Source organism: Halobaculum sp. EA56, assembly GCF_051195075.1.
GTDB lineage: Archaea > Halobacteriota > Halobacteria > Halobacteriales > Haloferacaceae > Halobaculum.
Genome location: NZ_JBNTJX010000017.1, coordinates 48,636 through 66,983 on the forward strand (window position 1 = coordinate 48,636; position 18,348 = coordinate 66,983).

The 18,348-nt window shown below is 58.1% G+C and carries 21 protein-coding genes and 1 pseudogene; 10 read left to right on the forward strand and 12 right to left on the reverse strand.

The window, feature by feature from the left end; translation table 11 throughout:
• Positions 1-64: 64 nt before the first annotated feature.
• The gene (locus ACQUQ1_RS18900; RefSeq protein WP_435065796.1) at positions 65-1,051 is read right to left on the reverse strand and encodes an E2/UBC family protein; all 987 of its coding nucleotides are present in this window, start codon (positions 1,049-1,051) and stop codon (positions 65-67) included.
• A gap of 118 nt (positions 1,052-1,169) precedes the next feature.
• On the opposite strand from ACQUQ1_RS18900, the gene ACQUQ1_RS18905 reads away from it, so the two are divergent.
• Entirely contained in the window at positions 1,170-1,937 is a 768-nt protein-coding gene (locus tag ACQUQ1_RS18905) for an HFX_2341 family transcriptional regulator domain-containing protein (protein ID WP_435065797.1), read from the forward strand.
• Between the two features lie 9 nt (positions 1,938-1,946).
• Here ACQUQ1_RS18905 and ACQUQ1_RS18910 read toward each other — a convergent pair whose 3' ends face one another.
• Genes ACQUQ1_RS18910 through ACQUQ1_RS18920 form a run of 3 tightly spaced genes read right to left on the reverse strand, consistent with a single transcriptional unit; the run spans position 1,947 to position 4,183 of the window.
• The gene (locus ACQUQ1_RS18910) at positions 1,947-3,185 is read right to left on the reverse strand and encodes a phage integrase SAM-like domain-containing protein (protein ID WP_435065799.1); all 1,239 of its coding nucleotides are present in this window, start codon (positions 3,183-3,185) and stop codon (positions 1,947-1,949) included.
• Positions 3,182-3,640: a hypothetical protein gene (locus ACQUQ1_RS18915; RefSeq protein WP_435065801.1), complete on the reverse strand. Its 459-nt coding sequence runs from the start codon at positions 3,638-3,640 to the stop codon at positions 3,182-3,184. Before ACQUQ1_RS18915 ends, ACQUQ1_RS18910 begins: the two co-directional genes overlap by 4 nt.
• 3 nt (positions 3,641-3,643) lie before the next feature.
• The gene (locus ACQUQ1_RS18920) at positions 3,644-4,183 is read right to left on the reverse strand and encodes a DUF7342 family protein (RefSeq protein WP_435065802.1); all 540 of its coding nucleotides are present in this window, start codon (positions 4,181-4,183) and stop codon (positions 3,644-3,646) included.
• A 934-nt stretch (positions 4,184-5,117) separates the two neighbouring features.
• On the opposite strand from ACQUQ1_RS18920, the gene ACQUQ1_RS18925 reads away from it, so the two are divergent.
• The 3 genes from ACQUQ1_RS18925 to ACQUQ1_RS18935 all read left to right on the forward strand — a co-directional run bounded on the left by ACQUQ1_RS18925 (position 5,118) and on the right by ACQUQ1_RS18935 (position 7,503).
• Complete coding sequence (locus ACQUQ1_RS18925; protein ID WP_435065804.1) at positions 5,118-6,071, forward strand: ParA family protein; 954 nt, start codon at positions 5,118-5,120, stop codon at positions 6,069-6,071.
• Positions 6,068-6,619 (forward strand): hypothetical protein, encoded by a 552-nt coding sequence (locus tag ACQUQ1_RS18930; protein WP_435065806.1) that lies wholly within the window; start codon positions 6,068-6,070, stop codon positions 6,617-6,619. The genes ACQUQ1_RS18925 and ACQUQ1_RS18930 overlap by 4 nt, the downstream gene beginning before the upstream one ends.
• A gap of 203 nt (positions 6,620-6,822) precedes the next feature.
• Positions 6,823-7,503 (forward strand): helix-turn-helix domain-containing protein, encoded by a 681-nt coding sequence (locus tag ACQUQ1_RS18935; RefSeq protein ID WP_435065807.1) that lies wholly within the window; start codon positions 6,823-6,825, stop codon positions 7,501-7,503.
• Positions 7,504-7,591: 88 nt separating this feature from the next.
• Here ACQUQ1_RS18935 and ACQUQ1_RS18940 read toward each other — a convergent pair whose 3' ends face one another.
• Together ACQUQ1_RS18940 and ACQUQ1_RS18945 are read right to left on the reverse strand one after the other, a co-directional pair.
• Entirely contained in the window at positions 7,592-8,023 is a 432-nt protein-coding gene (locus tag ACQUQ1_RS18940; RefSeq protein WP_435065809.1) for a TRAM domain-containing protein, read from the reverse strand.
• 303 nt (positions 8,024-8,326) lie between these two features.
• Positions 8,327-8,719 carry a winged helix-turn-helix domain-containing protein gene (locus ACQUQ1_RS18945; RefSeq protein ID WP_435065811.1) on the reverse strand — a complete coding sequence of 131 codons (393 nt, stop codon included), beginning with the start codon at positions 8,717-8,719 and terminating at the stop codon, positions 8,327-8,329.
• Between the two features lie 112 nt (positions 8,720-8,831).
• Between ACQUQ1_RS18945 and ACQUQ1_RS18950 the strand changes: the two genes are divergently transcribed.
• Positions 8,832-9,500, forward strand: coding sequence for a DUF7509 family protein (locus ACQUQ1_RS18950; protein ID WP_435065813.1), 669 nt, complete (start codon positions 8,832-8,834; stop codon positions 9,498-9,500).
• A 310-nt stretch (positions 9,501-9,810) separates the two neighbouring features.
• Here ACQUQ1_RS18950 and ACQUQ1_RS18955 read toward each other — a convergent pair whose 3' ends face one another.
• A complete protein-coding gene (locus tag ACQUQ1_RS18955; RefSeq protein ID WP_435065815.1) occupies positions 9,811-11,136 on the reverse strand; it encodes an orc1/cdc6 family replication initiation protein in 1,326 nt (441 codons plus the stop codon).
• A gap of 1,027 nt (positions 11,137-12,163) precedes the next feature.
• Between ACQUQ1_RS18955 and ACQUQ1_RS18960 the strand changes: the two are divergent.
• A pseudogene (locus tag ACQUQ1_RS18960) lies at positions 12,164-12,574 on the forward strand (helix-turn-helix domain-containing protein).
• A gap of 74 nt (positions 12,575-12,648) precedes the next feature.
• Here ACQUQ1_RS18960 and ACQUQ1_RS18965 read toward each other — a convergent pair.
• Positions 12,649-12,972, reverse strand: a complete 324-nt coding sequence (locus ACQUQ1_RS18965) for a hypothetical protein (protein ID WP_435065817.1) — start codon at positions 12,970-12,972, stop codon at positions 12,649-12,651.
• Between the two features lie 138 nt (positions 12,973-13,110).
• On the opposite strand from ACQUQ1_RS18965, the gene ACQUQ1_RS18970 reads away from it, so the two are divergent.
• Positions 13,111-14,034, forward strand: coding sequence for a MarR family transcriptional regulator (locus ACQUQ1_RS18970; protein ID WP_435065818.1), 924 nt, complete (start codon positions 13,111-13,113; stop codon positions 14,032-14,034).
• Positions 14,035-14,069: 35 nt separating this feature from the next.
• Here the strand turns inward: ACQUQ1_RS18970 and ACQUQ1_RS18975 are convergent, their stop codons facing one another.
• The 3 genes from ACQUQ1_RS18975 to ACQUQ1_RS18985 all read right to left on the reverse strand — a co-directional run bounded on the left by ACQUQ1_RS18975 (position 14,070) and on the right by ACQUQ1_RS18985 (position 15,236).
• Positions 14,070-14,504 (reverse strand): PIN domain-containing protein, encoded by a 435-nt coding sequence (locus ACQUQ1_RS18975; RefSeq protein ID WP_435065820.1) that lies wholly within the window; start codon positions 14,502-14,504, stop codon positions 14,070-14,072.
• Positions 14,505-14,756, reverse strand: a complete 252-nt coding sequence (locus ACQUQ1_RS18980) for an AbrB/MazE/SpoVT family DNA-binding domain-containing protein (protein WP_435065822.1) — start codon at positions 14,754-14,756, stop codon at positions 14,505-14,507.
• A gap of 66 nt (positions 14,757-14,822) precedes the next feature.
• Entirely contained in the window at positions 14,823-15,236 is a 414-nt protein-coding gene (locus ACQUQ1_RS18985; RefSeq protein WP_435065824.1) for a PadR family transcriptional regulator, read from the reverse strand.
• A gap of 128 nt (positions 15,237-15,364) precedes the next feature.
• Here ACQUQ1_RS18985 and ACQUQ1_RS18990 point away from each other — a divergent pair, with 128 nt between their 5' ends.
• Complete coding sequence (locus ACQUQ1_RS18990) at positions 15,365-15,913, forward strand: hypothetical protein (RefSeq protein ID WP_435065825.1); 549 nt, start codon at positions 15,365-15,367, stop codon at positions 15,911-15,913.
• Positions 15,914-15,986: 73 nt separating this feature from the next.
• Here ACQUQ1_RS18990 and ACQUQ1_RS18995 read toward each other — a convergent pair whose 3' ends face one another.
• Complete coding sequence (locus ACQUQ1_RS18995) at positions 15,987-16,808, reverse strand: hypothetical protein (protein WP_435065826.1); 822 nt, start codon at positions 16,806-16,808, stop codon at positions 15,987-15,989.
• Between the two features lie 228 nt (positions 16,809-17,036).
• On the opposite strand from ACQUQ1_RS18995, the gene ACQUQ1_RS19000 reads away from it, so the two are divergent.
• Both ACQUQ1_RS19000 and ACQUQ1_RS19005 read left to right on the forward strand, forming a co-directional pair.
• Positions 17,037-17,708 (forward strand): helix-turn-helix domain-containing protein, encoded by a 672-nt coding sequence (locus tag ACQUQ1_RS19000; protein WP_435065827.1) that lies wholly within the window; start codon positions 17,037-17,039, stop codon positions 17,706-17,708.
• Positions 17,705-18,348: nucleotidyltransferase domain-containing protein (locus ACQUQ1_RS19005; protein ID WP_435065828.1), on the forward strand; the 644-nt coding region annotated here is incomplete at its 3' end. The genes ACQUQ1_RS19000 and ACQUQ1_RS19005, both read left to right, overlap by 4 nt.

Genomic DNA, 18,348 nt, shown 5'->3' on the forward strand with positions numbered 1-18,348 from the left:
GTCAGTCTCATGTCCCTGCATAGATGTGGTGTGGGAGGGTTGATCGCCAGCGGGAGGGCTCGCGTCAGTCACCCTGTCGGAGTCGTCCGTTCGCGACGGTCTCCAGATACCACTCGAGATCGGTCTCGTAGGGTTCCCACTCGATGCCGTCCAGTTTGTTGATGTGCCAGGAAAGAGCCAACCAGCCCCGGACTTGGTCGTCGCGAGATTTCCGAAGTTCGCCGCCTCCTTCAAGTCGGAGATCCTCGTCGACGTAGACCCAGTCCGGAGCCTTCTGGGGGTAGTTCTCATGGACGCGGATCATCACGTCCGTCGTGTCCGCATTGTAGGCATCCGACGGGATCTGGTAGTCCCGAACGATGACGTGGACGAACTGCGCCTCGGCCTCGGTATCGACATCGACCTCGTGGTTTTCTCGAAGGGCGTCGATGTCCGCTGCGAGCACGTCGTCGAGCTGGGTGCTCCCGTAGGCAGTGTCAACGGGGATTGCGTCGAAGACGTTCTCTTCGGCGAGGTTGATTTCGCTGTCTTTGGGGACTCGCTCGTCCTCGTCGGGCGGGTAGAGGACGTACTGGTTAGGATCGTACTCGAACGTGCGCAGCAGTTCGATCGGCTCGATGTACTGCTGGTCGAGTACTTTCGTTTCCCCACTGACGGTCACCTCGTAGCCGTCAGTCTCCTCGTCGTCCTCATCAGCATCACCTTCATCAATATCTTCGAGCGCCTCATCAAGGCCGTCCTCGACCTCTTCGATGGCCTCTTCGAGTGCTTCGAGTTCCTCAGCGTAGCTAACATCGAATCCAGCCGCGTCCTGGAGGGTGTCGATGTCGTTTTGTGCTGACTGAATGTAGTCGGCCGCCCGATGGAGCGCGTCGTAGCGGGATTGATCCTCGTCGGTATCTTGAGCCTCGTCGATGGCGTCCTCTGCGGCTTCGAGTGCGGCACGGAGGTCGTCGGCCCTCTCTTCGTCGAGAGACTCGAGCTGTTCGCTCAGTCCTCGGTAGCGGTCTTGGGCATGCTGGGTTGCTTCCTCAAGATCAGTTGGTTGCATGCACATTCGCCTAACAGCGTCATTCCCTTAAGTACCACGCGGTCTCTAACATCAGCGACAGCATTAAGCGCATAATCCGCACCAAACGCATAAACCACAGAATCCCCAACAACGAGACATGCGCCCCAGTGAACGAGTCCATATCGCGCCGCTCGGGTTCGAGCGCGATCGTGTCGTCGAAGCCGCGGAGCAATTGAAAGCTGATCGATTAATCCTACTCGAATGGGGTGAAGGGGAACGACCGCCATTTGTCGAGGAGCTGTATGAGGATATCGAGGCGGCTGGGATTGACCGAGAGATCCGATCCTGCAACATTTTCGATCTGTATGAGGTTGTCCGGGTAACGGCACGAGAGATCCAACAGCACGCAGATGATGACGTGTTCGTGAACATTGCAACCGGGAGTAAAATATCCGCAATCGGCGGAATGATCGCGTGTATGGTAACCGACGCTGTGCCGTACTACGTCGAGCCAGAACGATATGGTGAAAAAGACGCTCAACGGGTCAAACCGGTTTCCCACGGGGTGAAGAACATCAAGGAACTGCCGGCGTACCCAATAGATGCCCCCGAGACACAGCTCATCTACGTGATGGAGTACATTTACCGAAATGGCCCGGTCACGAAGAAGGAACTAATCGGCTTCGGCCAGGGGAACGGTAAATCAATCCCAGCAGGAACGCCCGCGGAAGGGCTGCCATTCATAACGGACCACGAGGCAGACTCAGACCGAGCTCGCTACCGATTACTCGAAACGCACGTACTAGAACCACTGGCCGAGAAAGAGTTCATTCAAACCAAAGAAGTGGGTCGAAGGACCGACGTAGAACTTACCGAGGAAGGAGAAAATACACTTTCCGCGTTTAGACACCTCATCGAAACGTGACCGATTCGCTCAGCCGTCTGCCGAATCGACATCTTCGAGAGCTTCCGTAGCGACATCACCTAACTCGCCAGCTTCGATATGCGAATACCGTTCACGGACCATTTCTTCGGAGTTGTCGAGATATCGAGCCGCGACGGTATACCCGAACGCGCGGACTAGCACCTCGCCCATCCCACGACGGCCACCGTGTGGAGCAAGGTAATCGTGTTTCGGATGGTCGATGTCGATCTCTGCAGCCTCCGAAAGCCGTTGGAGAATCGATCGTGCACCGTCCGTCGTGATCGACGGCGGCCGAATGTCCTCATCGAGCGCCAGCAGCAGGTCACGGGCGTATTCTTCACGGCACTCAGTAATCGCACCTGGGCGTTTCCCTCGGTCGGCTAGCTCTTCCCGGACGAGCTCTGCGAGCGTCCGTTGGTCGAACGTCGGAAACACCGGCCAGCGATCCGTGGGTGGGTCCATCAGCTGGCGGTAGCTCCGGAGCGGAGAAATCACTGGATCGGGGAGACTCGCAGCGTCCCACTGCTGTTTCTTCCGGTAGACGTCCATACTCCCGTCGTCGAGGGAGAGGTCCTCCCAGCGAACGCCGCGCCGGCGCGGGTCGTTTGGATCGCGGAGGAGTTCGCCGACGCGGACGGCGGTGTACGCGAGGACAACCACGAGCGCCCGGTCACGGGTCGCCTTCAGCGCCGCGTAGCGGGCTCGCTGCTTGTCGAGGGGGTCAGTATCCTCCGGGAGTGTCGTGTACGCCTCGACGGCGTCGCGAGCCTGCTCGTCGACGTGACGGGTGAGTGCGTGGCGCTGTTCGGACGTCCAGGCCTGCTGGTCGCCAGGCTTGCGGCCGTCGTCCTCGGGCAGCGGCGCCATCGCACTCGCCCGCTGCGCGTAGTGTGCTTCGAGATACCCCTCGTTGACACACCACCCGCACCACGCGGAGATATAGCGATAATAGGTTTGTACCGTGTTCTGCTTGAGTCCGCGATCTCCGCTGAGATGCCGGGCGTACTCCCGGAAGACTCGTTCGTCGAGGGCCTCGAAGGTGGGGTCGTCGTCGATGTCATCGGAGACGATCCCGATCCAGTCGTCGTCACCGCGGTCGCCGGCGGCCCACTCAGCAAACCGCTCCAGCTCACGCGCTGCGTTCCGCCGATAGTTCCCGCCGTCGCCACCGCGACCCTTGCCTTTGTCCTGGAGATACCGTTCGAAGGAGCTCGCAAGCGACCGATCGGCGCGTTCTCGTGGTGTCATGCGTCCTCGTTCCCGTACTGGTAGGTCGGACGGACGTCCTCGAGGAGCGATTCAATGATTTCCCAGAGGATTAGCGAGGGGGTCTCGTGTTCGAACGTGATTCCCCAGCGATCTTCCTCATCGGCGGCTGAGTACTGGAAATGCGTTCGTCCGAGATCTGGATGGTCTTCGTCCTGGTGCCAGCCAGCGTGAAAGCCCGTGTTCGGGTCGGTGTAGTTGATACGGAACCAATCGTGTGGGTCCTGTCGATACCACTTGATGGACAGTTCCGGCGACTCAGTCCCTGTCGAAGGAGAAAGGCGGGCCGGATCAAAACGGGCCCGCAGCTGCTTGGCCTCGATATCGTCAGGAACGAACTCGACCGTCGTAATCTGTGGCACACGGTCAAGGACGTCTCGCTTCAGCTGGGCGTAGAGGTTCGCGTTCGGATCACCACCTGGATGGGGGACCGACATCCGTTAGCTGCTGGCCTCAGCAGGCTCTGTCGTCGGCGCGAGAAAGTCCCATTCGCGGATGGCGAAGCCGACGATCTGGATACGCCGTTGAAGGTGCTCCCACTCGCGGGCGATCTCACGGCGCCGATCCTCCTCATCAGCGTCCAGGGCCTCGTCAGCGAGCGTCCCGCGAAGCTGGTTCGGTGACTCGACGCCGAATTCGTCCTCCCAGTCGCGGATCTGCGTCTTCATATCGGCGAGACGATCCGTGAGTTCCTCGACAGTGTATCCGCTGTCCCGGAGGCGCATCGCCTCCTGCATCGCCTGGCGGCGGTAATCAGGGTAGTACGTCGTGTGCGTACCACTCTCGTCACGGTGGAGGATCCCGTCGTCGACGAGTCGTTCGAGGACGCGCTTGGTCGGCTCGTGTGACCAGCCCGCTTCGGAGGCGATCCAGTTGGCCGTACGCGGCTCCGACAGCTGTCGGGCGGCCATCCGCACGCGGTCTTCGCCCGTGGTCTGGCGCTCCATCAGACCCTTGGAATTCGATTCGTCTTCGGTCATACGTTACCGTTCACGCTCGACCCCCATATAGATTGAGGTCATTCGTCCTATATCGAACTTCGGTATTCCGCTAGTTCTTCGACGTCGCTGAGTGGAACTACAGCAAACCCGCGGCCCGATCTCGGCGGCTCTACCCTGGGGGAAGCGCCGTTCTGAGCCGATTGCAGCATTCGTGCTTAGCGGACGGCGGCGGGGTACTTCAAAGTGGTCGTGATTATTGGAGTAATCAAAACCAATATGAGAAGAAGTCTCATCTCCTATATTCCTGCGATAGAGGGGTTCTACTCACTAATAACCGAATATGAGGCAATAATAAATCGTATGCCGCTATACCAAAATCGCAACCGGCGGTTGCCGATTCATTGTCAAAGCTAAATCGGGAAATACTGGGGCTGAGCCGGTTGTCCTTCCCAATCGTGTCATCTATTCCTGGCGAGATCACGCCACGGCTGTATTGACCACATTGGCGAGATCACACTTTCTGCCGCCCCCCGCAACGCCGCGAGAGTGTAGTCTTCTTCGGCGAACTCAGGGAATCAACCGTCCAAGAGAGATAGCCGATGGGCTTGCTTGACATCTTCACGACTGATTACGGAGCTGGGAACTTGGCTGGAAGATCATCTGAACCCCGTCGATCACGGTACAAGATTCTATGCAGAGCGTCGGTACCTGATGTAGCTGAATGATTCTCGCCGTATCGAGGGAAAAGAATGGTCGACGGCCCGACCTTGTTCTGCCTAGCGTGCCGGCGTCCGGCGAATTTTGCTTTACTCACCCACATACATCAGTTGTGGCAGTCAGTTATGAACGCCCATTGTGAACGCTCATTATGAACGTACAGTATGGCCATAATGTGTGGTCTGTAGTTGCTACAGTAAGTAATGTGGCGTGTGTCTGACTAACTCTTATTATCGGTGCGGATGATGGTGCGTACATGCTACCAATAACCGTCTATAACCAGAGTGGTGGTCAATCCAAATCCACGATCACCAGAGATCTCGCCGCCGCCTACGCCGAACTCGGTCTCAGCGTCCTCATCGCGGATTTCGACGCCCAAAATGGAAGCGTCTCGAACTACCTTGGCGTCGACGAAGACAAACACAACCCCGACGCCGACGACCTTACGCTGCACCTTATCGACCAGGGCAAAGGGCCGTTCCGCGACCTCATCCGCACGGCCGACGACGGTATCGACGTTATTCCCTCACACAAACGCTTCAACCGCGTCGACCAACGCCTCGACCAACACGCCGACTACCTCGAAGCGTCCAAACCCCCCGAGTGGGAGTACTCCCGATACGAACGCTTTTTCCAAGTCCTCCAAGACAACGACATTCAGGACGAGTACGACGTCATGCTCGTCGACCCGAACGCGAAAGCCGACGAAGGCTACTATCTCGCCCTATACGCCACCCGCAACATCCTCATTCCTGCCGAACCCACGCGCGGCGGCATCGAGAGCATCGCCGGCGTCGAAGACAGCGCCCGCAACTTCGCCGACGAGATGGATATCAATATCACACTAAGCGGTGTCGTTCCATCGAAAGTCGACGTCGGAAAGAAGATTCACAAAGAGTACCTCACCAAGATTCACGAGCAGTATCCGGCTCCAGTCTACTTCAAGAACCTCGGTGCGTTCGAGAAGGCTGAGGAGAACTACGAGACGGTGTTTTCTCAGCTGAAGGACGGCCGCATCCGTGACTACAACGCGGACATCATGCCTAAGTTCCGCACGCTCGCATCGTACATCTACCATCGCGCGGGCCAAGACCTCCCTAATGGGGGGTGGCCGCGAGAAGATCTATTCCACGGGAACGACATCTGGGGAGAAGTCGACCTCTCCCAGCTGACGACTGGCGGTCCCGACGCCGCTGAGGTGTCACAATGAGCTTCGAGTCAGGCGGCGATATGGAGAACCCGTTCGAAGACGCAGATGACGAAGGCGACGACACTCAAGCCGACGAATCAGTAGAGATGGACATAGAAGACACGCAGCCTGTCGAGGACGACGAATCGACCAACAACACCACTGGGCAGGCGTCGAGTACTACGAGACGCGACGACTTACGTGGGGCCGGTAGCGGACAGGAATCCGAGACCAAAGTCGACTACATTAGCGACCTTGAGTGCGGCCGCAGGTACTCGAACGAGCGGCTCGCGAGAGCACTCATGCGGCCGGAGTATCACTCCGAGTCGCCGCCAGTCCCCTACGCGACGTGGCGAGATGGAACGTCGACGGCACGTGACCGGACCACGCTCGAACTCAACCCGGACGTCGACAACCTTGTCCGGAAGGCCCAAACCGAGTTCGAGGACCGCTATGGCACGAATATCACAAAGGCCGATCTCCGTGAGTTCGCGATGGTGTACGGCCTCGCACACCTCGATGACATCTTCGAGATGGCTGAAGAGTGGGGCATCCAGTATGACAACTGAACCGATGTGCTTCCGTATTCGGCTTCGAACTGTTCCTTGACGACGTCAATATACAGACTTGTGAGCATACCCTTGCCAACACTGTAGACGAACGGTCCAGTCGTTCATGAGGTGAAACCTGAGTGGTGGAACTCAGCCAGATACGCTCTAACCAACAATCTAGTAAGGATTTCAACTGTTACCGAATTATTGGTAACCACCAGATGTACGAGGTGCTCGACGACACGGCAGCCCAGGTCATCCTCGCCATCAACAGTGGTGACTCCATCCGGCGTGTCGCTCAGCACCTCCACAGACCGTACGAGACGGTGAGACAAGCCGTCAACCGTCTCGAAGACGCAGGCTACGTCCACTATGACGACGGCCTCTCTGTTGTCGACCAGCGCGTGAGAGAAGCCGCGCGCGAGCTGGTCGCGGCAAGCGCCGGCGTGAGTCCACCCTCCATCGAGGAAGCATACATCATCCCGCAGTTCGGTGACTGGCCGTTCGCGTTCACGCGGATCGACGCCGTCTACGTCTGGATTCAGGGCGGCTACCAGGTCAGCCGCGATCCCGACGACTACCCGCTCTTCATCGCTGTTCGCGAGCAAGACGTCGACGCTTGGGAGACGTTCTTCGAATCGTTCGGGCTACCAACCGCCTTCGAGCGTCAGCCCAGCGACGAGATCGATGGGCCACTGCAGATCGCCCTCGATCCACAGCCGTCACTCGAGATCGAGGACGTCGAAGGCTACCCGGTTATACCGTGCGAGGACACGATCGAGTACATGCGCGAGCACTACGCGCAGTTCCAGTCGGCGCTCGCGATGCTTGACCACATGTACGACGACCTCGATCTCGGTGTCACTAGAGAGGGAGGATCTCAAGCATGGCTCTCGGAGTGATTTCGGGGCATCGGCTGTCTCTGTTGAGACAGTCACGGCACTCCAGCAGTATCTGTCTGATCAGGTCGAACAGCTGCGGTGAAACAGCTTAGAGAGCCCGCAGATCACTATCGACGACGCTGGCAAAGGCAACGTTCTCCTGAACCTGCTCTATTTCGACGGTCGGCTCATCACCGGGTTGGCCACCAGGAACGATCACAACGTATCCACGGTTAACTTTCGCGATTCCATCACCCTGGTCGCCGATTGTCTCAATTGTCACGTCCCGAATCTCACCCTCCTCAACCGGCGGCCCAGATGGTTCACGCTGTCGGTCAGGCTGAGCACGATCTGCGGACGCGGGCTCGTGCTCTTCCTGCGCTGTCGTGGGTGAGTCGAAGACAGCGATCCGATACGTTTCGCCGAGGGAGACGGCGTCATGATTGAGCTCCCCGGACGGAACCTCGACAACGTATGCCCCGTCCCGTTCGTGAACAGTCGCGCTGAAAACAGAGCGAAGCGAGTCCGGAATTTCGACCATTCGATGGTCCAATACTCGGCTGGTAGAGAACTTAACTCCATGGAAACGGCACGAGACATCGACTTCCAGTATTGACGGGTAGTGTGGTGAAGCCACCGTTCTACCGTCATTGAACCGTGAGGTAACGTGTACTCGTTCGTACAGCCACAGTGGAATCTGCAAGCGTTGTGTCGAAAGAGAATTAACCAACATCTCGGCTCAACAGATCGTAATTGTTGGTTAACGCTATGAAGTACTGTAATCGCAGCGAAGATCTCGACAGGGAAATGGAGCGCCAACAGAGACAGAGAACCCTACGACAGCTTATGAATAGGCGTCGTTGAACTCGCGTTCACGCCGCATCAGCTCCTCGACGCCATGCTCGAGGATCCCGCGTCCCATCGCTGTCGGCCGATAGTACGTGTAAAAGCCCTGGCTGTCGGCGGTTCGTCGCTGGCGCTTGTCGATGAGGCCGACATCAACCAGTTCGTCGAGGTGGTAGTGGAAATTGTGCGGCTCAACGTCGACCACAGCCTTGAGGTCAGCAGCACTCAGTTCGTCGTTCGCGACGAGCGTTCGCAGGATGCGAAACCGCGTCGGGTGGCCGATCGCCTGTTGCATCGCGAGATACTCCTCAAGCGTCAGCCCGCTCTCCTCGGGGAGCGGCGGCTCCGGCTGGCGAACATCCTCTGTTGGATGGCGATCGGTTTCGGACATTTCGGGGTACCTCGGTCCGAGAGTTGGGACGCCACCTACTTAGTCGTTCTCTACTAGAATATTTCTGAGAACACCGATATTTATATACTGCTGTTCCGAATCGACGACTCGAATGCGGCAACGGATTATCGACAACCTCTCCCAGTCCGCTTGTGACTCGAACGCCCTCACTCCAGCCCGGCGCGAACAGTTTCTTGTCTATCTGATGGGCCCGTACCGGACGTTCGACGTCGACGCGCTGCTGCCGGCGGACGCAGATGTCGAAACCGACGCCCCGTCCTTCGCGACGTGGGACGAGGCCAGCGGCGAGTACGCCGAAGATGAGGTCTTGCGCCTCCTCCAGGAGACACGAGACTGTCTTCGCGAGCGTGGCTTCAATGCCTTCCTCGCGATTGACGTCGGGATCTCGCTCGATGAGATGGATGCCGCCACACAGAGTATTGCCTTCGCGCAAGCCAGCAATGCGACGATTTTCATCGCCCCACAGGTCGGCGATAATCTCGGCGTCGGGATCGAGATAGGGAGTGTCCTTGAAGATCTGCTGTCGACAGACGGGGTGCAGGGGCCGGCGGCCGACGCGACCCCACCAGAGCGCACACGACGGGTGATGGTCGCGACCGAACCATCGGTTCGAAGTGCCATGCTCGGGGCAGTCCACGCACGCTGGGACGCCAGCATCCGGACGTTCACCGATGCCACGGACTGCTGTCGGCTGTGCGCGCAGTTCTGTACCCACATTCAGAACGAAGAACTCTATGGCTCGCTTGAGTGCTTGGGATGATTCCGCCCCGAGCAAGAGAGATAATATAGATTTCACGAGGGTCTCCTATGAGAGTTCCTCGAAAGACGAGGGGTGCCGGGAGAACCTACGCTCAGGAAATACGGAGTGTTGGATCTGGAGGAATCGAGAGCGGCTCCACTGCTTCTCAAGAATACCGGTGACTCGAGATCGTGGAGGGGCAGCCCTATCGATTTGTTGTGTGAGAGACTAACAAGCTGTGTGGACCCACCCCTATCGACTTGTTCTCGTCAGCGACGAAACTGAGTCGTCGACAACACCCTCGCCCCTATCGATTTGTTCGAGGGATGAGCTACTTTTTGAGCTGTGCGTTCACGACGGTGCGGAGTTCGTTGTCGTGGACATCGTCTAGCCGCGAATCTTCTCGGAGCGTCTCAATAATGGTCTCCGGGTTCTCACCAAACGTGAACTCGAGGTAACTGCCCGAGTGGGGTCCCTGACTCTTCCGCTCTGTCTCAACCAACGAATACGTCGTGAGTTCCTTCATCTTATTCACGTACGTCTCCTGGTGGTACTGATCCGAATCAAGGGTGCCGGTCAGGTACTGATACACACGGTAACCGTGCGGGCTTTTCGCTGCACCTGTACCCGTTTCACACGCGACAGCCGCCGTTGCGAACAGACAGAGCTTCTTCTGAGTGCTGATCCCACGAGTCACCTCTAACACGCGGTTCTTCTCGACCTTATCTTGAGCCTCTCGAACGTGCTCCTCACGGACTTCGTCCGCACCTGTTTTTTCGGCAATCGACCCTGCTGTTCGCATCAGGTCGATCGCCTTCCGTGCGTCCCCGTTGGTTTGCGCGGCGAATGCCGCTGCGAGCGGAATGACGTCCTCGCTGAGTGCATCCTCGTGGAAGGCATCTTCCCGAGCCCGGAGAATCTCTCGGAGTTGGTTGGCGTCGTAGTCACTGAAGTGAACGTCCTCGGGGGTGAACGAACTGAGAGCCCGACTTCCCACGCTCTCCATCATCTTCGTGTCGTTCGTGATCGCAGTTACGGAGACCTGGGCGGTGATCTCGTCGGTGCTTCCAGCACGAGAGAGCTGATAGAGAAGCCGGGAGAAGGCTGGTTCGTCCTTGTCACGACGACCGACGAGCATGTCGAGTTCATCGAGAATGAACACGACTGTATCGTAGTGTTCGTTGATGAGGCGGTAGAGTTCGCGCCATTTTTTCTTGTTTGGAACCCCGTGCTCTGGGACATCGACAGTCGTCCCGATGTCGTTCGATACCTTTCGCGCCAGTTCGTAGACGGCTGCACCGAGGGTGCCCACGTTCTGGCAGTTCATCTGGATGACGCCGAACCGGATATCACGACTTTCACAGAGTTCGACGATGTTCTGGCAGACGGCGTTGATGATGAGCGATTTCCCGGTCCCAGAGGGGCCATAGAGGAGAAGGTTCGGTGGCCGCTCGTTACTAATCGCGACGCGGAGGTGCTGAGTGATATCGGTGAGCTGGGTGTCCCGACCGACGATACGTTCCTCGTCGACGATCTCGTTCGGTTCGAGGAGTGACCGGTTCTTGATGAGACTCGCGGCTTCTTCCTGCTCGAGAATGAGATCTTTGATAGAACCCGTGGACTCGGGGGTCTCCTCGGGACCAGGATCCGTGGGCATACCGGACCCCACTCTATCAGGATACTAAAAGATTCCCCTGTCGATTTCTTTTCTACCGGTATGGCGTTCAGAACCAGGGTATCGGAGGGTTACACCGTTGTCCTCCGCGACCTCCGACGATTTGTTAGGAACCCTTCGTCTCGACTGATCCACGAGAACTCCCGAACACCCTCTCACCCCTATCGATTTGTTCTAACCACAAAGGAGGGGGCGGGGTGAGAGAATTCCCGAACGGACTAACGCTCCATCTACGTAACGATTAGCACAGAATCGAGACCTGCACACATCTTCTCTTTCTCTTCTTTCTAGTTCTAGTTACTAGCTAGTAGAACGCACCTCTATCGATTTGTTCTAACTGTGCTCCTGCACACTGTTTCCCTCCCTAATCGAGTATTTAAATATCGGTTGAGGAATCGGTGGACGAAGAGCGAACTCGGGCAACTTATCGGCACCCTGCTGAGGTGTCTTGTTATTCCCTCTGTTCCCCAAACTACCTACTCTACACTCTCCCCAATCGATTTGTCGTATACCCCTCCTGTATGCCGAATACAGTAGAAATCGAGATTATAAAGACCGATCCTGTCGGAGGACCTCATTCTGATGTGCCATATCCACGTGAGTTCCTCGTGATCAACTCTCCCCGCCCCACCTTTCTCGTCAGAACAAATCGATAGGGGTGGGTGTGTGGTCCTGTCGACACGGTCACGATAGATGCAGCCGATCACGTATAGAGCCGACTCTATACTCAATTTCGGCATTTCCGCTCCATTGGTTCAATTCTGGTCTTCCGTTGATGACTTCCCGCTGAACAAATCGATAGAGGTGACCCTCCGCATGCAGGTGGTTTCGTTGAACAAGTCGATAGGGGTGCGTCTCCTTACCCTTTCAATTGGGTTCGGAGATTTCGATATCTAGCCTCCTGTATAACGATGTTACCGACACAGACCGTCGGTTCGATCAATTCGCTTCAAACCGATGCGCATTTGAGCGAAACGGTTTTTCACGCGTTGCTCGAGTTTCTTTGGTAATGAGTACCTCCGACAACACGAAAGGTGACTTGGAGTCCGTACGGGAGCGGCTCGACGTCGTCACCCAGGAGACGCGGTTCTCGCTTCTCCAGGACATCCTCGGGCATCCGTCGGAAAAACCGACGTTGAAGGAACTCGACTACGTGAACCCAAGCAAGAGCCGGACGACGATTCGCCAGCACCTCCAGCAGCTCGTCGACGCCGGCATCGTCGAGGAGGTGCTCCTACCCGAGGATCGCCGGAAGAACGATCTACCGTACAAGTTCTAAGGAATCAGCGAAAGTGGTCGGCAGTTCCTCGATGAGCACAAGCTCATCCGGGCACAAGACACGCTTCGCGAGATCTACGATCGGGTGGAGAAGACCGACGACATCAAACGGTACGAGACTGCCCCGCGACCCGAGCGCTAACAGCTCCTGTCTTTCACTTTGCAGACGGGGTGTCACTCCGAACTACTGGTCATCCGACTAGGGTGCTATTTCGTCTACTCGTCTGGATTCACCGGGGATTTGTACTTTGACTTGACGCGATCTCCTTCCCGCCACTGCCAGTAGTAGTAGCGGTTGTCGTTGATCTCCTTGATCGTGATCGTCGCCTTTGTCGGGACATCATCGGGGAGGTCATCGGGTCGCTCGTCGATCTCGTCTTCCTCCTCCGCTTCGGCAAGGCGGGCCTCGCGCTCGCGATGCTCGGCGAGGTCCTCGGCATAGCGGGCAACGTCTCGGAGTCGCTCCGGGCTCGACTCGTTGAGCGTGTTGACGATCTCCGTCGGGAGGTTCGCCGGTGGGGTCGGGGGTTCGTAGGACATCGTCTACTCTCGTGTTAACCAACACGACCCACGAGTCCATAGTTTTGTTGGTTAAGACGATGGGGGCGGTTCTCGCGATTGCTGGGTGTAACACTACTCGAAACTTCTTTATATACAAGTTTCGTACTATGTTACACCGTGCTCCGGCGCATCGAACTCGAGGTCCTCGCCACGGTCGACCGCGGCGACACGATCTCCGAACTCGCGACGAAGCTCGACCACAGCGAAAGCTACCTCTCCCGTGCCGTCGCCGACCTCGTCGAGAAGGGACTCGTCTACACGGAACGCGACGGCCGTCGAAAACGCGTCGTCCCGTCGGATGCTCGCGCCGTCGAGCTCTATCAGGACCTCGTCCGCCAGCACTCCCACATCGAGTTCCCCGAGCTGCTGACCGGCAAGGCACTCGAGGTGCTGTACTACCTCGACCAGCCGCGAACCGTCTCCGAGATCGCCGACCGGAGCGACAACTACCGCAACACGGTCAACCGCGTCCTCAAGCGGTTTCGCGACCGGGGTCTCGTCGGGACAGCCGACGGCCGCTACGAGTTCAACGCCGACTTCGACCGTCTCCACGAGTTCGCCCGGGAACTCGCACACCATCTCCATCGCCAGCGCCTCGAAGCCGTCGCCCCGAAGGGTACGATTCTCTGGGAGGACTACGACGAATTCCTCGCCCAGACCGAGACGGAGATCAACGCGGCGGCGTTCCACGAAACCGGCCTCGCTCGATTCGCAGCCTTCGACCTCCAGTTCCTGCTCACCGGCCACCGCTACTACGTCTACTCCGAGGATCTCGACGCAGTCTCGCCGGCGGAGCTCTGCTGTCACACGCTGCTCATCGACGACGGCAGCCGTCACCGCTCGTACTGTCTCTTCCTGCTCAGCCACGTCGACGTCGACGAGGCGGCCCTCCGAGCGCAGGCGGTGAAGTATGGCCTCGAAGACGAAATCGACGCCTTGCTCCGCTACCTCGAGACGCACGGCGAGGTCGACGATGACCGGCTCCCGGAGTGGGACGAGTTCCAGGAGCTGGCGGCTGACTACGAGGTGCGACTATCCTGAGCCCGAACATTCACCAGCCGTAGCGTCTGCCAGCGTTAGTTCGGATCGTAGGGATTCGTTGCTGTCTCGAGGCGATAGACATCCTCGACAGCGTCAAAATCGTCGTCAAGCGCATACAGGTAGCCGAGCCCCTCGGTTTGCATGTATGCGATAATGCAGGCGTCGACGAAGGAGAGCGGTTCGTGTTGGCGAAAGAGGGCCTTCCCTGTCGCGAGGACGTCGGTGGTGAGTGAGTCGATGTGGAAGCGAGCGTTTTCTTCGATTCGATCGAGGAGATCGACGGCTGCGTCGTGGCCGGCGTGGGTCGTGAGGCCGTTGAGCGTTTCCGCGAGGACGTAGTCGAGGACGACTGCCTCCGGGAGCGTTCCATCGTCGATGCCCTGGAGCACGGGAAGCGCGGCATCGTGGGCTCCATCCCGGCGGTATGCGGCGGCAAAGAGGACTGTCGTATCGATGAGTGCACGAGGCATTTACTCGACGTCGACGCCCCAGGCGTCATGCTCGCTCGTTACATCGGTTGGCTCCTCACCAGCGTAACCGTCGAAGTCGGCGAACGTGCCCATTTGCTGTTGGATGACGTGGACCCGAATGCTCCCATCGTCTTCGAGATGCCAACGGAGTTGATCGCCATCGTCGATATTGAGTTCACGCCGAATCCGGGCGGGGATATTTGCCTGGTTTCCAGACACCTTGCTTTCGGCGTCAATTCTGTCGCTGCTCATACCTCCCGATAAGTTGTCGACCGTGAAAAGCCTAGTGTGCCGGCACACTACTTACAGCATATACGCTTATTCCTCCTTCGGACGGGGAGCGTTCTCGTATTTGACCATCTTCTCGGGCTTGTCGGAGATGGTCTCGTAAATCTGCTGGAGCGTCTCTTCTGCTGCGAGGAGGTTGTGGTCGTCGAGGAACGCCCGTCCCTTCTCGGTGAGCCCATAGAACTTCCAGGGGTAGCCTTGTCGGCGCTGGTCATCGTCCAAGGCGACTTCTTTGACGATGCCGGCGTCGATGAGCTTCTGGATGTGCTTGTAGACGGTCGCATCGCTCACGCTGGGATTGAGTTCCTCGAGTTCGTACATCGAGGGGAGCTGCTCGGGATGCTGGAGGATGTTGTTGATCAGCGCGAACCGCGTCTGTTGGGTGACGAAGTGGACGAGCTCGCGGGATTCCATCCCCTCAGCAGTCCCCAGATCGGTGCTCATACAACACGATACACGTTCTGGCGCCAAGTAATTTACCCCTGAGTAAATCACCCCACAGTAAACTGTACGTATCTCAGCAGGTAATTTACTCCGTAAACCATATCTCTCCGCCACGAGACACCCACATAATGACCGAGGAGGAGTCTCCTGTTCCCGATGACGTTCTCAAAAGTGCCAAAGACCAGCTTGACGAGGAAGAGATAACGCTGGCCGACAACGAGGAAGTCCTCCACGCCTTGAGCGAGTTAACCCCGGTCTACGAGAACGACCGGTCGTATTTCGTCCTCGGAAACTATGACCGGGAGCCGATCCAACGGCTGAATCTGGTGGTGGACCGCCTTAACCGGCGCACCGACGCGTACGCGTTCCGGATGGTCGATATTCGTGGGGAGTGGGATAACAGCATCCAGAAGTTCTGCCTCATCGCGGACATCGTGACCTACCTCGTCGGTGTCGCCGAAAAGGAGCCGAGTGACTTCCTCGTCGAGCAGGGGTTGCTCGTCGGCACGACGGAGTTCTTCGCGAAAAGTCACGTGCTCAAGCGAGAGTACGAGGACGAAGACCACCCCTTTGGCTGGATGCAGGACGGCGTCTTCGAACTATTTGACCAAGAAGGACGGCTCTATCGCTGGCGAACCGAGGAGGATCTCGTTGACGTGACTGGCGAGCTGCCGTAACAGCAAGTGGGCCGATACTGACTGAGTCACCCAAAGCAAGCGTGGTCTTGAGAGCCCTGTTGGTTACTCAGGGTTAGTTCGGGTCAGCTGGGAGCCGACCGTCTGGTCGGGGAACGCTGCCTCGTTTTATCTCGTGATCGACGCGGCGCAGGTGCTTGCAGCCGCCCTCGGGTGAACGCTGCTCCCAGTCAGGGCAGGTACACGATTCGTCGATGACGTCGACTTCGTACCTGTTGCCGGACGCGGACTGTACCTCGTAGCGGCCACCTTTCGAGAGGAGCGAGACGTCCATCGCTTCAGCGACGGCACGCTTCGTGCGGGGCTCGAGATCGTCCTGTGACTTTGGGTTCTCGTCGACGACCAGTCGGTCGCGAACGTCGCCCGTTCGGCCACCGTCGGGAGCGACGGCTTCCGCAGGGCCACTAAGCCGCTCGTGGAGCACTTCCTCCACCGGATGGCCTTCCGGCCAGAGGTAATGGACCTCGCGGCGCTCGCGATGGTCATAGGAGCCGCACGCGGCTGCGCTCCCAGCCCAGACACGCCACGCCCTGAGTGCTGCCATCACGTCGACGATGACTCGGGGAACAGCCTCGTGCTTCTCGGGGTAGAACATCCGAAAGCGAGTACATTCCGTCTGCGGCGGAACCGTCTCCCACCACTCGACGTCGTCGTCCCAGCTCTCGTACATCGCCTTGTCCTCCCCGTAGCCGACGGTCACGCTGTCGACCTGCGGTACCTTCACCGATGTCTCGTCAGCCTTGCCTTCGAGCAGCCGAAGCACGGCGTACCGGAGATACCCGTGATTCGGATTGTCTGATGATTGGGCGACCTGCTCGTGGTGCTCTGCGACTCGCTCTGCCTCATCGAGAACGGTCGTTAGATATCGGTCGGTCATGGGTCGGTGGAGACGGGACTGCGCCTCCGCCCCTCGGCGGGCGCTGATAGACTTAACCAACGAATAGCGATCAGTCGTCTCCTCTGTTGGTTAATTCATCTCTGCTCGAATGCTGAGCCGGATCGAATTACCGGAGCCAAGAATGGTATATCTGTATAGAGATAACTCTATAGGGAATACGGGGGACAAGACTAATACCGTTAGATGCGATACCGATAACTAGCGATGATGGAGTACGTCGACGAGACCGCGGCGAAAATCATGGTCGCGGCCCGGCCGGGCGACTCGATCCGTCGAATCGCCCAGAAGATCGACGGCTCCTACTCGTGGGTCTACGACTGGATCGAGCGGTTGGAGGACGCAGGCTTCATCCGGCGTGAGGACGGCGTTTACATCGAGAATTACGCTGTCAGGGATCGCTACTACGATCTCGTCGCGGCCATCTCTCGCGCTGTTCCCCCCTCGATCGACGACGGCTACGTCATTCCGCATTTCGCCGGGATGCCCTTTGCGTACACGAAAATCGACGGCGTCTACGTCTGGACCCACGGCGGCTATCAGATCGCTCGCGGCCACGACGATTATCCGATCTTCATCCAGGTCGCCGACCAGGATGTTGAACAGTGGACGGCGTTCTTTGATGAGTTCGGGGTTCCGAGCCGGATCGAAGAGCGGCCGGATGCAACCGACTACGACGCGACAGTCTCGTACGTGTTGTTCCCGACGAGTGGGAAGATCACTCGCGAGTGGGTTGACGGCAATCCGGTTATTCCGTTGGATGAGGCAATCGAGCACATGTTGGAGTACCGGGTGAACTACGAGCCGGCGTTGGAGATGATCGCCGATGAGTACGACCGCGATATCGACGCGTCCCACGAGGATCCGCGTCTCAATGCATGAGTCTCGGTGAACGCGAAGACGAGCTGCTGGATACGCTGGAGGCCGTCATTGACGCTGACCTGCCGTACGTGCTCGTCGGTGGATGGGCGATCGCGGCGTTCAATCAGCGCTTCACGACGGACGTCGATGTCGTCATTCCGGCACAAGCGGTCGACGACTACACCGATCTTCTCACCGACCGCGGCTACGAGAAAACGGCCGATGTCGAGCGAAACGAGCTCTACGAGGGCCGCACTATCCGGTTTACGAAAGACATCGGGAATCCGGTTCGGTTCGACGCGATGGTCGACGCGCTGGGCTGTCGCCAGACGGAAGCTGAATGGTCATATCGCTATCTGGCCCAGCACTCTGTCACCCAAGAACTGCGAACCGGCCGCCCGGTAACAGCCAGGATTCCGGAACGGGAACTGCTGTTCGCGGTGAAACTTCACAGTGGGCGCAAGGCAGACTCCCGGGATCTGGTGGTGCTGGCTGCTGGCGCGGATTTCGACCGCATCGCGACCCATCTGCATCGCGGGGAGTCTAAGAAGCTCGCTGGTCGCATCGAGACTGTTCTCGACCGACTCACGTCGGAAGATTTTGCGGACGCGTTCAAAGGGGTCTTCGAACAGCAAACGGTTCCCGAACAGGATATCGATGC

Bases quoted from the DNA above. Each gene is read 5' to 3' on its own strand.
- ACQUQ1_RS19000 (WP_435065827.1), top strand. From the start codon at position 17,037: ATGGAGTACGTCGACGAGACCGCGGCGAAAATCATGGTCGCGGCCCGG.
- ACQUQ1_RS18925 (WP_435065804.1), top strand. From the start codon at position 5,118: ATGCTACCAATAACCGTCTATAACCAGAGTGGTGGTCAATCCAAATCC.
- ACQUQ1_RS18955 (WP_435065815.1), bottom strand. From the start codon at position 11,136: ATGCCCACGGATCCTGGTCCCGAGGAGACCCCCGAGTCCACGGGTTCT.
- ACQUQ1_RS18905 (WP_435065797.1), top strand. From the start codon at position 1,170: ATGCGCCCCAGTGAACGAGTCCATATCGCGCCGCTCGGGTTCGAGCGC.
- ACQUQ1_RS18990 (WP_435065825.1), top strand. From the start codon at position 15,365: ATGACCGAGGAGGAGTCTCCTGTTCCCGATGACGTTCTCAAAAGTGCC.
- ACQUQ1_RS18965 (WP_435065817.1), bottom strand. From the start codon at position 12,972: ATGTCCTACGAACCCCCGACCCCACCGGCGAACCTCCCGACGGAGATC.
- ACQUQ1_RS18900 (WP_435065796.1), bottom strand. From the start codon at position 1,051: ATGCAACCAACTGATCTTGAGGAAGCAACCCAGCATGCCCAAGACCGC.
- ACQUQ1_RS18985 (WP_435065824.1), bottom strand. From the start codon at position 15,236: ATGAGCACCGATCTGGGGACTGCTGAGGGGATGGAATCCCGCGAGCTC.
- ACQUQ1_RS18945 (WP_435065811.1), bottom strand. From the start codon at position 8,719: ATGTCCGAAACCGATCGCCATCCAACAGAGGATGTTCGCCAGCCGGAG.
- ACQUQ1_RS18930 (WP_435065806.1), top strand. From the start codon at position 6,068: ATGAGCTTCGAGTCAGGCGGCGATATGGAGAACCCGTTCGAAGACGCA.
- ACQUQ1_RS18950 (WP_435065813.1), top strand. From the start codon at position 8,832: ATGCGGCAACGGATTATCGACAACCTCTCCCAGTCCGCTTGTGACTCG.
- ACQUQ1_RS18920 (WP_435065802.1), bottom strand. From the start codon at position 4,183: ATGACCGAAGACGAATCGAATTCCAAGGGTCTGATGGAGCGCCAGACC.
- ACQUQ1_RS18915 (WP_435065801.1), bottom strand. From the start codon at position 3,640: ATGTCGGTCCCCCATCCAGGTGGTGATCCGAACGCGAACCTCTACGCC.
- ACQUQ1_RS18940 (WP_435065809.1), bottom strand. From the start codon at position 8,023: ATGGTCGAAATTCCGGACTCGCTTCGCTCTGTTTTCAGCGCGACTGTT.
- ACQUQ1_RS18975 (WP_435065820.1), bottom strand. From the start codon at position 14,504: ATGCCTCGTGCACTCATCGATACGACAGTCCTCTTTGCCGCCGCATAC.
- ACQUQ1_RS18935 (WP_435065807.1), top strand. From the start codon at position 6,823: ATGTACGAGGTGCTCGACGACACGGCAGCCCAGGTCATCCTCGCCATC.
- ACQUQ1_RS18980 (WP_435065822.1), bottom strand. From the start codon at position 14,756: ATGAGCAGCGACAGAATTGACGCCGAAAGCAAGGTGTCTGGAAACCAG.
- ACQUQ1_RS18995 (WP_435065826.1), bottom strand. From the start codon at position 16,808: ATGACCGACCGATATCTAACGACCGTTCTCGATGAGGCAGAGCGAGTC.
- ACQUQ1_RS18910 (WP_435065799.1), bottom strand. From the start codon at position 3,185: ATGACACCACGAGAACGCGCCGATCGGTCGCTTGCGAGCTCCTTCGAA.